General features: G+C 29.1%; 10 protein-coding genes, 1 other RNA gene, 1 pseudogene, 1 riboswitch and 1 other annotated feature. Of the genes and pseudogenes, 11 read left to right on the top strand and 1 reads right to left on the bottom strand.

Going from position 1 to position 12209, the window contains the following annotated elements; all coding sequences use genetic code 11:
* Window positions 1-8: 8 nt before the first annotated feature.
* From JWYL7_RS06735 to ssrA, 4 genes are all read left to right on the top strand, one after another.
* Complete coding sequence (locus JWYL7_RS06735; RefSeq protein WP_066070791.1) at window positions 9-638, top strand: toast rack family protein; 630 nt, start codon at window positions 9-11, stop codon at window positions 636-638.
* Window positions 639-717: 79 nt separating this feature from the next.
* Window positions 718-2844 (top strand): ribonuclease R, encoded by a 2127-nt coding sequence (rnr, locus tag JWYL7_RS06730; RefSeq protein WP_066070788.1) that lies wholly within the window; start codon window positions 718-720, stop codon window positions 2842-2844.
* Window positions 2845-2924: 80 nt separating this feature from the next.
* Entirely contained in the window at window positions 2925-3383 is a 459-nt protein-coding gene (smpB, locus tag JWYL7_RS06725) for an SsrA-binding protein SmpB (RefSeq protein ID WP_066070785.1), read from the top strand.
* A 6-nt stretch (window positions 3384-3389) separates the two neighbouring features.
* Window positions 3390-3740, top strand: a transfer-messenger RNA (tmRNA) gene (gene ssrA, locus JWYL7_RS06720).
* Window positions 3741-3812: 72 nt separating this feature from the next.
* Here ssrA and JWYL7_RS10575 read toward each other — a convergent pair.
* Window positions 3813-3980, bottom strand: a complete 168-nt coding sequence (locus tag JWYL7_RS10575) for a hypothetical protein (RefSeq protein ID WP_161937490.1) — start codon at window positions 3978-3980, stop codon at window positions 3813-3815.
* A gap of 366 nt (window positions 3981-4346) precedes the next feature.
* Here JWYL7_RS10575 and JWYL7_RS10930 point away from each other — a divergent pair.
* From JWYL7_RS10930 to JWYL7_RS06690, 7 genes and pseudogenes are all read left to right on the top strand, one after another.
* A pseudogene (locus tag JWYL7_RS10930) lies at window positions 4347-4535 on the top strand (CZB domain-containing protein); the annotation flags it as partial.
* 18 nt (window positions 4536-4553) lie between these two features.
* Complete coding sequence (locus JWYL7_RS06715; protein WP_066070783.1) at window positions 4554-5879, top strand: methyl-accepting chemotaxis protein; 1326 nt, start codon at window positions 4554-4556, stop codon at window positions 5877-5879.
* A gap of 147 nt (window positions 5880-6026) precedes the next feature.
* Window positions 6027-6130, top strand: a riboswitch (SAM riboswitch).
* A 75-nt stretch (window positions 6131-6205) separates the two neighbouring features.
* Window positions 6206-7546, top strand: a complete 1341-nt coding sequence (locus JWYL7_RS06710) for a Na+/H+ antiporter NhaC family protein (RefSeq protein ID WP_331721833.1) — start codon at window positions 6206-6208, stop codon at window positions 7544-7546.
* 172 nt (window positions 7547-7718) lie between these two features.
* Entirely contained in the window at window positions 7719-9659 is a 1941-nt protein-coding gene (locus JWYL7_RS06705) for a diguanylate cyclase domain-containing protein (RefSeq protein ID WP_161937489.1), read from the top strand.
* A 42-nt stretch (window positions 9660-9701) separates the two neighbouring features.
* Complete coding sequence (locus tag JWYL7_RS06700; protein WP_066070775.1) at window positions 9702-10454, top strand: EFR1 family ferrodoxin; 753 nt, start codon at window positions 9702-9704, stop codon at window positions 10452-10454.
* A 91-nt stretch (window positions 10455-10545) separates the two neighbouring features.
* Window positions 10546-10796 (top strand) — a binding site (T-box leader).
* A gap of 54 nt (window positions 10797-10850) precedes the next feature.
* Window positions 10851-11858 (top strand): aspartate--ammonia ligase, encoded by a 1008-nt coding sequence (gene asnA, locus JWYL7_RS06695; protein ID WP_066070772.1) that lies wholly within the window; start codon window positions 10851-10853, stop codon window positions 11856-11858.
* Between the two features lie 97 nt (window positions 11859-11955).
* Window positions 11956-12207, top strand: a complete 252-nt coding sequence (locus JWYL7_RS06690; RefSeq protein ID WP_066070769.1) for a cysteine-rich small domain-containing protein — start codon at window positions 11956-11958, stop codon at window positions 12205-12207.
* Window positions 12208-12209 lie beyond the last annotated feature (2 nt).

Raw genomic sequence — 12209 nt, 5'->3', positions numbered from 1 at the left:
ATTTACAAATGAATTTAGTAGGAAATGAAAATATAGTTTTAGGTAAGCAAATAGATACAGAAACTGCAAATTTAGACTTAAAACTTAAAGCGTCTGATTTAAATATAAAATCCACAGAAGATGATCTTATAAAGGTGTATGCGCCAAAGCAAAGATTAGAATATAATGTAGATTTTAGTGATAAAAAAGCATTTGTATCCTTTTTTGAAAAAGAAGAACTAGATATTTATAATAAAATACAGCAAAAAGATTATGATTTTTATCTTAATAAAGATATTTTATGGAATATAGATGCAAAAATAGGTGTAGTAAATTCTACAGTAGATATTAGCAATTTAAAAATAAAAAGACTTAATATAGATTCAGGAGCAGGAAATCTAAAAATAATATTAGGAGATAAAAATGATATAAGCGATATTAATGTAAAAATGGGGGCCGGAAATGTAGAGATAATTATACCAGATAACTTAGGTGTAAAGATAGATACAAAGGGACTTATTAAAGATATCAATTTTCCAAATAGCGATTGGGAAAAAATAGATAATTATTACTTATCTCCAAATTACAAAGAATTTGATAAAAAAGTAAATTTAGAAATAGTAATGGGAGCAGGGAATATTAAAGTATATCAGAGATAATATAAGTTTTCTTAAAAATGGATAAAATATCTATATTAGATATATTTTCAAATAAATACTCTTATTAGGAGGAAGAAAAATGGATTTACAATTAAAAAATTCACTACTTGAATTTATGAAGGAAAAAGCTTACAATCCTTTAAGTGCACAAGAATTAGCAGATATATTCGATATACACCCTTCAGAAAGAGCAATGTTTTTTAATATGCTAGATGAAATGGAACAAGATGGATATATTTACAAAACAAAGAAGAATAAATATGGACTTCCGAGCAAAATGAACTTATTTGTAGGAAGGCTTTTAACACATCAAAGAGGCTATGGATTTGTAATTTCTACTGAAGAAGGTATTGAAGATTTATTTATTCCAGCAAATTGTATGAATGGTGCTCTTCACAATGATAAAGTAATAGCTAGAATAATCCAAATCCCTGAAGAAGGAAAAAGAGCTGAAGGAGAAATAATAAGAATAATAGAAAGAGCTACAAAGACTGTAGTTGGAACATTTGAAAAAAGCAAAAACTTTGGATTCGTAGTTCCAGACAACAAAAGATTTGGAATGGATATATATATACCAAAAGATTTAAGTATGAATGCACAAGATGGATATAAAGTTGTTTGTGAAATAACTCAGTGGCCTAAAAAAGGAAGAAATCCTGAGGGAAAGATTATAGAAATCCTAGGAAAGAAAGATGAAAAGGGTGTAGATATTCTATCGATAATAAGACAGCACGACCTTCCTGAAGAATTTCCAATTAAAGTATTAGCAGAAGTTGATAGAATAGATGAAAATATACCAAATGAAGAAATAAAAAGAAGATTAGATCTAAGAGATAAAGTTATATTCACAATAGATGGAGCAGATGCAAAAGACCTAGATGATGCTGTATCTATAGATATTCTAGAAAATGGTAACTATAAATTAGGAGTTCATATAGCAGATGTAACTCATTATGTAAAAGAAAACTCTAAGCTTGATAAAGAAGCTTTAAAAAGAGGAACATCTGTATATTTAGTTGATAGAGTTATTCCAATGCTTCCTAAGAAGCTTTCAAATGGAGTGTGTAGTTTAAATCCTAATGTAGATAGGCTGACATTATCTATATTTATGGAAATAGATAAAAGTGGTAATGTAGTAGATTATGATATAGCTGAAACTGTTATAAATTCAAAGGCTAGGATGGTCTACACAGATGTATCTGATATATTAGAAAAAGAAGACAAAGAGTTAATAGAAAAGTATAAAGAATTAGTCCCTCACTTTAAGAATATGGAAAAACTAGCTAAAATACTTATGGAGAGAAGATATAAAAGAGGGGCTGTAGATTTTGATTTTCCAGAAGCTAAGATAATACTAGATAAAAATGGAAATGTTGAAGATGTAGTAAAATATGAAAGAAGAATAGCAAATAAAATAATAGAAGAATTCATGCTTATAAGCAATGAAACAATAGCAGAACATTTTTATTGGCTGTCTATACCTTTTGTATATAGAGTTCACGAAACACCACACATAGAAAAAATGGAAAATTTCAACAAATTTATATCAGCATTTGGATATTTTATAAAGGGGGATCTTGAAAACATACAGCCTAAATCTTTACAAATTTTACTTGAAGAAGTAAAAGGAAAGAAAGAAGAAAGGGCTATAAGCACCATAATGTTAAGATCTTTAAAACAGGCAAGATATTCTCCAGAATGCATAGGACACTTTGGTCTTGCTGCAAAATATTATTCTCACTTTACATCTCCAATAAGAAGATATCCAGACCTTCAAATACACAGAATAATTAAGGAATTTTTGAATAAAAAATTATCAGATTCAAGAATTCAATCTTTAAAAGGTATAGTTGCATATTCATCTGAGCAATCATCTTTAAGAGAAAGAGCTGCAGAAGATGCAGAAAGAGATGTTGAGGATCTTAAAAAAGCAGAATATATGGCAGGTAAAATTGGAGAAGAATTTGAAGGAGTAGTATCAAGTGTTACCTCTTTTGGAATATTTATAGAGCTAGACAACACTATAGAAGGTTTGATAAGATTATCTTCGTTAGATGATGATTACTATATATTTGATGCAGACAATTATGTATTAAGAGGAGAAAATACTAAAAAGACATATACTATAGGAGATATAGTTAAGGTAAAAGTTTCTAAAGTTAATGTAGAGTTTAAAGAAATTGAATTTTCAATAGTTCAAGACTAGGCCCCCCTAGTCTTGACAGTTTAAATTTATTGTGATAGGATATATGGTACAGTAAAGCTTTGAAAGTAGAGGGTTGATCTATGAGTGATGGAGTAAAAATTTTAGCACAAAACAGAAAAGCTAAACATAACTTTTTCATAGAAGAAACATATGAAGCAGGTATAGAGCTTAAAGGAACAGAAGTAAAATCTATAAGAGCAGGTAAAGTTAATCTAGGAGAAGGCTTTGCATCTATAGATAATGGAGAAGTATTCCTAAAACAAGTTCATGTAAGCCCTTATGAGCAAGGGAACATATTCAATGTAGATCCTCTTAGAACTAGAAAGCTTTTACTTCACAAGCATGAAATAAGAAAGTTAATAGGAGCAGTAAAAGAAAAAGGTTATTCACTAATTCCTCTTAGCATGTATCTGAAAAGAGGAAAAGTAAAGGTTTCTATAGCACTTGCAAAAGGTAAGAAACTATATGATAAGAGAGAAACAATTGCTAAAAGAGATGCACAAAGACGTATTCAAAGAGAATTAACAGGTAAATATTAATAACATGGGGGCGTAAAGGTTTCGACGGGGGTTTGGAACCTGAAGTAGCGAGCCGTGTTTCTCTGGTCCACGTAAAAAACTGGGGATTAAATATAAACGCAAACGATAATTACGCTTTAGCAGCTTAATAACAGCTGCTCGTCCTACCTAGCTGCCCACAAGCTAGACTAGGGCGTCGACTCGGTGGGGAACTATCTTTAGGGAGTCTCGACTAAAGATGGACTAATTGAGACTGGCCGATCTTAAAGCCTTCTATTGGGCGTTATGTGAGGCGAGATTCTAAAACAATAGATACGCTCGTAGAAGCTTCAGGGAAAGAACTTTCGGACAGGGGTTCGACTCCCCTCGCCTCCACCAATATACCAATAAAAAAGACTGCAAGTTTGCAGTCTTTTTTATATGTTTATAAATTTCTCATAGAAACTATTTTTAGCTTCCAGCATTTCTTTTGTTTTTTCTTTCTCTCCAATATCCATTGACAAATGTTCCATCTTTTCTTTTGTATCCTTTTACCCAATGAGGACTGACAAATTCTTTTTCATTATTATTTGCAAATCCTGAGCCTATATTATATATCTTAAATGCAACTAATCCCAAACTTAATTATTGCGTCTATATTTTCAATTGAAACTTAGATTTTATACAAAAACGATGGATTTTTATATTTTTTAGATTTATAATAGATGTTATCGCCTAAATTTTTCATTTTTTTGTTTTAAGTATTCTTTTAAGGGTAAATCTGAATTGTGACACTAACTATTGCAAAGGGAGGATGATAAAATGCAGCTAACTATACGTAATAAAATATTGTCTGGATTTGCTGTAGTCTTGGTTATTATGCTTGTAAGTGGTCTTATATCGATAAATTCCATGAAAAATGTCTCGGATACAAAGTCCAAAGCACAAAAAGCAACATAACAAAGACTATTCTTTGAAGAAGTAAAAGCAGGTCATAACTCGTGGATAAAAGAACTTGCTAATTATTTCGTACTTAAAAATTCTTTTAATGGGCAATTAGATCATACTAAGTGTAAGTTAGGGCATTGGTATTATGATTATATTAATTCTGAAGAATTTAAAACACTTCCAGACAACATTCAGCAGCTATTAAAAGAATTAGAAGAGCCTCATATACTTTTACATAATTCAGCTACTAAAATTTTAGACATAATGCAGACAAAAGACAATGAAACAGGACAATTAGATGATGCTATAGATATATACAACAATGAAACATTGACACATATAGAAAAAATCGAAGATATATTAAATGCACTTGGGGATTACTACGAACATAATAGAGAAATGTTGAACAATGAATCAGATGCAATTAAAACAACATCAAATATAATAATAATATTTAGTATAATAGTAGCATTGATATTAGGCATTGTTATTACAATACTTATTTCACAAAGTATTAATAAACCATTGGTAGTATTAAATAAAAGATTAAAAGAAATAGCAGATGGGGATTTTACCCAAAGTATTAATGTCCATTCTAAAGATGAACTTGGACAAATAGCTAAATCAGTAGATGAGATTGTAAAGTCTATTAGAAATATAGTAGTAAATATAAAACAAAAATCTACTGAGTTAACATCGAACTCTGAATCTTTAGCGGCAACATCTCAACAAATGTCGGCAGCATCTCAAGAACTTGCATCAACAATGCAGCAAGTTGCAGATGGAGCTAGTAATCAAGCACAAGATTTACAAGATATTGTAAACTCATTAGAAGATTTAACATATAATATAGATAATGTATATACAGAACTTGAACGCGTAAAGGTTGAAACAGAAAATACAGAAAGTAAGGCAAATATAGGAAAACAAGAAATGGATATACTCATTAAATCTATTCAAAGTATAAAAAATTCATTTGAATTAGTAATTGGAAAGGTAGAAACATTAACTAAATCTGTTAAAGAAATAAGTGGTATTACAGAAATAATATCAGCAATATCAGAACAAACCAACTTACTTGCACTTAATGCAGCTATAGAAGCAGCAAGAGCAGGAGAACATGGAAAAGGGTTTTCGGTAGTTGCAGAAGAGGTTAGAAAATTAGCTGAACAATCAAGACAGTCTACTGAAAAAATAACTAATTTAGTTTTTTCTATAACTAAAGATACTGAAGATGTAATACATACTTCAAAAGATGTAGAAAAGTCAGTAAAAGAGCAAACATCATCAGTTGAAAGTACTGTAAAATCGTTTGAGGATATACTTGTATCAGTAGAAAATATAGCACCACTTATGAAAAAGACGTATATCGCTATGGATAAAATCGTAAGATCGAAAGATAAAGTTATAGAAAGAGTAGAAGAAGTAAGTGCTGTAACAGAAGAAAATACTGCAGCAACAGAAGAAGTAACAGCATCATCAGAAGAGCTTACTGCATCAAGTCAAGAGGTAGCAACAACAGCCCAAAGTTTAAGTGAGATAGCTTTAAGTTTAATGGAAGCTGTAAACAGATTTAAAGTTAACATTTAAGGATGATAACTTAAAAACTAGCGTAATACTTAGACTAAATATTAATATAAAAATTATTTTTTTCTATTGACTTGTTACTAAGCAGTGAGTATAATAAGATCTATAATGAAATTTAATTCTGAATTTTAAAACAAAATAAAAAGATTTCTCTTATCAAGAGAGGCGGAGGGACTGGCCCAATGAAGCCCGGCAACCACGATTTATTTCGAAGGTGCCAATTCCAGCAACATGAAAATGTTGAAAGATAAGAGGTATACCATTGTTTGTGTGCCTCTTTCTTTAGAAAGAGGTTTTTTAATTTTAAATTTTTAATGGGGGTGGTAGATGTGAAAGAACAAAAAAATCTATCAAAAGGTGTATCTTTAATTCCTTTTCTAGTCTTTATCCTAGTATACCTTGGAAGTGGAGTTTATTTACAAACAAAAGGGGTTGAACTGGCATTTTACCAGTTTCCTGCACCTGTTGCAGCATTTATAGGAATTATTTTTGCTTTCTTACTTTTGAAAGGAAGTATAAATGAAAAATTTGATACATTCATAAATGGTTGTGGGAATCCTAATATAATTACTATGTGTATTATATATTTACTAGCAGGTGCATTTGCTACAGTTTCTAAAGTTATAGGTGGTGTAGATTCTACTGTTAATTTAAGTTTAACATATATACACCCAAATTATATAATAGCAGGATTGTTTTTAATATCTTCTTTTATATCTTTAGCAACTGGTACTTCAGTGGGTTCAATAGTTGCTGTTGGGCCTATAGCAGTAGGTTTAGCACAAAGAGCAGGATTGTCTTTACCGCTTACATTAGCTTCTTTATTAGGTGGAGCTATGTTTGGAGATAATTTATCAGTAATTTCAGATACAACAATTGCTGCAACAAAAACGCAAGGTTGTGAAATGAAAGATAAATTCAGAGTAAATTTAATTATAGCTTTACCTGCAGCTATAATTACATTAATATTGCTTATTATCTTTGGAAGACCAGAAACAATACCTAATATACAAGCTTATGATTTTAACTTTATAAAGATATTACCGTATTTACTGGTATTAATATTATCATTAATTGGAGTAAATGTTTTTGTTGTTTTAACTATGGGTATTTTTTTATCAGGATTAATAGGATTATACTATGGTGAACTAACTCTTTTGACGTTATGCCAACAAATATTTGAAGGATTTAAAGGTATGACTGACATATTTATACTTTCTATGCTTACTGGTGGATTAGCTGAACTTACATCAAAGGCTGGAGGAATACAATTCTTAATGGAAAAGACACAAAAACTAATCAGAGGAAGAAAATCTGCACAGCTAGGAATTGCAGCCTTAGTATCTTTAACAGATGCAGCTGTTGCCAATAATACGGTAGCAATTATTATCAATGGTTCAATAGCCAATGAATTGAGTAGAAAGTATGAAATTGATCCAAAAAGATCTGCATCTATATTAGATATATTCTCGTGTATTGTTCAAGGAATAATTCCTTATGGCGCACAAATGCTTATATTAGTTAGTTTTTCTAATGGATTAGTGTCTCCTTTTGATGTAATTCCTTTAGCATGGTATATACATTTATTAGCAATTTGTGCAATAATATCTATCTTTATACCGTTTTCATATAGAGTAAACAAAGAAAATCCAATAAATTACAATAATTAAATATCATATAGTATTTAGGCAAGTATATAATTATATACTTGCTTTTTTGTTTTCCTAATACTTATTCACAAAATCATACAGCTTCTAATACTATAAATTATAATTAATATAAATGGGAAGTGGTAAGGTGAGTATAAGAACTAAAGGGTTGATCGGCATTTTTATTGTTGTTATGTTTAACTTTATTATAGTACATTTGACACAAATAGTTATTATTAACCCTAAATTTGAACAGCATTCTAGGGATGTTGCAGTTAAAGTTATGAAGAAAAATATAGATTTATTGGAAACAGAAACAGAAAATTTAATTGACTTAACACAAGATTATGCAATGTGGAATGATACTTATGATTATGTTGATGGTAAAAAAGAAAATTATATCTATGATACTTACCATGAAACAAGTTTAAATAATTTAAATTTATCCCTAGTAACAATAATAGATAAAAAAGGAAAGATACTGTTTGCAAAGTTTAAAAACGATGAAAATATTTGGTTGGATATAGAAGAAAACTCTGTAGTCGATTTTATAAAAAAGGAAAAAATAAATGAAAATTTTCATGGCTTTTTTAATATTGATGAGGAAATTTTTTTATTGGTAGGTCAACAAATTTTTAGGACAGATGGATCAGGAGATGCTAATGGCTTTGTTATATTTGGTAAAAGATTGTCTGATTTTAAAATATTTGACGAAAATAATTTAACCTTCATATCTTTAGATAGTCTAAAAGAAAATGAATTTAAAGACATTACAAGTTTATTTTATCTAGACAAAATAAGTTATAAGGATAATATATTTGTCATAAATGAAGAATCTAAAAATTATATGGGTGTATATATGATTATAAAAGATATAAAAGAAGAGACTATTGGATTTTCAAAGCTAACATCAGCTAGAGAGGTCGAAAATTTTGTAAAAAGAGTTTATTCGATAGTAATGCTTATTTTTGCCTTATTAGGTGTAGTTGCTATAGCTAGTTTAAATATGGGATTTAATATTCTTGTTGCAAGACCTATTAAAAAACTAAAAGAGAACATATATATATTCAAAAAACAAATGAAGAACATTAAGAATTTTGAACTTTATGATAGAGACGATGAGATATCGGATTTAGCAAAGAGTATAGATGAATTTAAAGAAGAAATAATTTTAAGACATAACGAACTTTTGCAGATAAATAAAGACTTAGAGATTAAAATAAAAGAAAGGACTCTAGAATTAGAAGAAAAAAATAGAGAACTTTTGCTTTCAGATAAAATAATTTCACAGACATTAGAAGCAATTATAGTTTTAGATGACAATAAAAATATAGTTAAAATAAATAAAGCTCTAGAGAATATTACAGGGTATTCTAATCATGAACTATTAGGTAACAATATAAATGTTTTAAATATAATTTCACAAGATAATAAAAATATAGATGAGATATTAGATGATACTTTAAGTTATGGATGTTGGAAAGGAGAAGTTTATGGAGTAAATAAATATAAAATTAAAATACCATTTATAACATCTATAATATCTTTAACAAATAAAGAACAAGTATATTTCATAATAATATTAACAGACATAACTGAAATAAAAAATGCACAGGAAAAGCTTAAAAAGATGGCATATTATGACTCGTTAACATCTCTTCCAAACAGGGTTTTATTTTATAAAAATCTTAATAACTCTATAAAAAGAGCTCAAAAACATAATACAAAATTTGCACTTTTATTTTTAGATATTGATAGGTTTAAAATAGTAAATGATACATTAGGTCATGAAATGGGAGATAAACTCTTAGTAGAAGTTTCAAAAAGATTCAAAGAAAATATAAAAATAGAAGATGCTGTTTATAGATTAGGTGGGGATGAGTTTACTATCATACTAGATGACATAAATGATGAAAGCAGTGTTAAAGATATAGCTATTAATTTAATAATGGATATATCACTTCCATTTTATATAGATAATAATGAGGTTAGAGTTGGTCTAAGTATAGGTATAGCTATTTATCCAACAGACGATACTACAATAGAGGGACTTATACGAAAAGCTGATGCAGCATTGTATGAAGTAAAGGAAACTAAAAAAGGAACATTTAAATTTTTTTCAAATGATATATAACAGAAATATTAATACTTGCTTAACGAGGAAGGTGTAAAGGGCATGAGGGGTGCAGTTGTATATTTTTCTGGAACGGGTAATACAGAGTATGTTGCTAAGTTGTTTCAAAATGAATTAAATAACAGAGGGTATGAAATTACTTTAATTGATGTTAGTAAAACAATAGATTTTAGAGACGATTATTCTTTCTTTGTATTTGGAAGCTGTATACATGCTGAGATGTTTCCAATTGTATTTATGGATTGGGTAAAAAAGAATATAAAACAAGGAAATAACAGAAAATGTATAGTTTTTTCAACTCAAGCAGCAAATACAGCAGCAGGAGCTAATGTATTTGCTGATGAGCTTAAAGATAAAGGATTTGATATTAGAGCAGTTGAACATATAACCATGCCAAATAATTATTATTTAGTTGGTTTTGGAAAGGATAGTCAAGAGAAAAAAGATATACTAAAACAACAAGCGAAACAGATAGTAAAAAAAGTAGCGGATGACTTTGTTGAGGGAAAAATGAGTATAAAAACATCTACTAAGTTTAGAAATACATTTGGGAAAATGGCATATTTTATGTTCTTAAAATATTCAAAAACATGGGCGAAAAAAAAGATAAGTGTAGATACAAAGCTTTGTATAAAATGTATGAAGTGCATAAAGGATTGCCCAACTGAAAATATTTACTTTGAAGATGAGATAAAATTTAAAGATAAATGTATATCATGTCAAAGATGTTTACATTCGTGTCCAGTAAATGCGTTCAAATATAAAGGAAAGCATTTTGAAAAATATACGATATAGTTAATTTCAAAATATAGTGAAAATATTCTGAAATTACTATTGACATTCTTTAAATATTATCTTAAAATATATTTTATAATTTTCTAAAAATTTAAAGGCAATGAGGGGAAGAGTAGATACAAGGAGGTAGTTACAGCGAGCTGGTGGTGGTGAAAGACCAGTACGAAGCCTGTATTGAAGAACATCCCTAAGCTCCCAACCGAAATCTTTATAGAAAGTAGACTTGGGCGGAAATCTCTACCGTTATCAAGGAGAACAGTATCGAAATTATTTCTGTACTGGAAAAGAGGGCTTTTACCAATTTGGGTGGCACCGCGGAAGATATAACCTTTCGTCCCATTATTATAGGGATGAAAGGTTTTTTGTATTTCTTTTTAAAAAAAGGGAGGGGTATTTATGGAATTGAAAGTTTTAGATGAATACAAAGAATATTTAAGTTTAATGGAAACTGAAATTGCTATAAAAAGAATAAAGGATTATTTTGAAGTAGCACTTTCCCAGAAGTTAAATTTAACTAGAGTATCTGCACCTTTGTTTGTAGAAAAATCTACAGGACTTAACGATTATTTAAATGGTATTGAAAGGACTGTATCATTTGATGCATTAGATGTAGATGGAGAAAAACTTGAAATTGTTCAGTCGCTTGCGAAATGGAAAAGATACGCATTAAAAAGATACGGCTTTAGACCTGGGGAAGGTTTATATACAGATATGAATGCTATAAGAAGAGATGAAAAGTTAGATCCAATTCATTCGATATATGTAGATCAATGGGATTGGGAAAAAATTATTTTAAAAGAACAAAGAACAGTAAGAACTTTAAAACAGATAGTTACAGATATATATAGCGTATTTAAACAAACAGAATTGTATGTATATAGTCTTTATCCTCATATAAAACCTATATTGCCAAAAAAGATTACATTTATAACTTCTCAAGAGCTTGAAGATATGTATCCATCGTTAACACCAAAAGAAAGAGAGTATAAGGCAGCTAAAAAATATGGAGCGTTTTTCTTGATGCAAATAGGAGACATCTTAAAGTCTGGAAAAAAACATGATGGTCGTTCTCCAGATTATGATGATTGGAAGTTAAATGGAGATATTATATTTTATTATCCTGTTTTAGATTGTGCATTAGAGCTTTCATCAATGGGTATTAGAGTAGATAAAGATTCATTAATAGAGCAAGTTAAAAAATGTGGATGCACAGAAAGATTAAAATGGCCGTTTCATCAAATGGTACTAAATGAGGAACTTCCTTTTACAGTAGGAGGAGGTATTGGTCAATCTAGAATATGTATGTTTTTTCTAAGAAAAATGCATATAGGAGAAGTTCAATCTTCTGTTTGGCCAAAAGAAGTGTTGCAAGAGTGCAATAGAATGGGTATTACATTACTTTAGATAGTTTTATAACACATAGGAAATTATGTAGTTCTAGTTTATTAAAATATAATATATATATTGTAACAATTATAGATTTTAATAAGGGGGGATTTATTTGAAAAACTGCTATAAATTTTTTCAAAACAAAGAATGTGAGTATTTTCCTTGTCACAAGGTAAAAAATTTAGATAACTTTAATTGTCTGTTTTGTTTTTGTCCTTTATATTTCCTAAATGAATGTGGTGGAAACTTTGAAATGACAAATGGAATAAAAAATTGCACGAATTGTTTAATACCTCATTCAGACAATGGATATGAATATATAATACAAAAAATATCTAAAAAGATAAGTGAAACTAAAAAATAAGG

The sequence above is a fragment of the Alkalithermobacter thermoalcaliphilus JW-YL-7 = DSM 7308 genome, assembly GCA_001584565.1.
In the GTDB taxonomy this organism is placed as follows: Bacteria; Bacillota; Clostridia; order Peptostreptococcales; family Peptostreptococcaceae; genus Alkalithermobacter; species Alkalithermobacter thermoalcaliphilus.
Note: the sequence above shows the minus strand (reverse complement) of the source record. Positions and strands in the feature narration are given on the sequence as shown.

Bases quoted from the DNA above. Each gene is read 5' to 3' on its own strand.
- JWYL7_RS06735 (WP_066070791.1), top strand. From the start codon at position 9: ATGAATTTAGTAGGAAATGAAAATATAGTTTTAGGTAAGCAAATAGAT.
- rnr (WP_066070788.1), top strand. From the start codon at position 718: ATGGATTTACAATTAAAAAATTCACTACTTGAATTTATGAAGGAAAAA.
- smpB (WP_066070785.1), top strand. From the start codon at position 2,925: ATGAGTGATGGAGTAAAAATTTTAGCACAAAACAGAAAAGCTAAACAT.
- JWYL7_RS06715 (WP_066070783.1), top strand. From the start codon at position 4,554: ATGCAGACAAAAGACAATGAAACAGGACAATTAGATGATGCTATAGAT.
- JWYL7_RS06705 (WP_161937489.1), top strand. From the start codon at position 7,719: ATGTTTAACTTTATTATAGTACATTTGACACAAATAGTTATTATTAAC.
- JWYL7_RS06700 (WP_066070775.1), top strand. From the start codon at position 9,702: ATGAGGGGTGCAGTTGTATATTTTTCTGGAACGGGTAATACAGAGTAT.
- asnA (WP_066070772.1), top strand. From the start codon at position 10,851: ATGGAATTGAAAGTTTTAGATGAATACAAAGAATATTTAAGTTTAATG.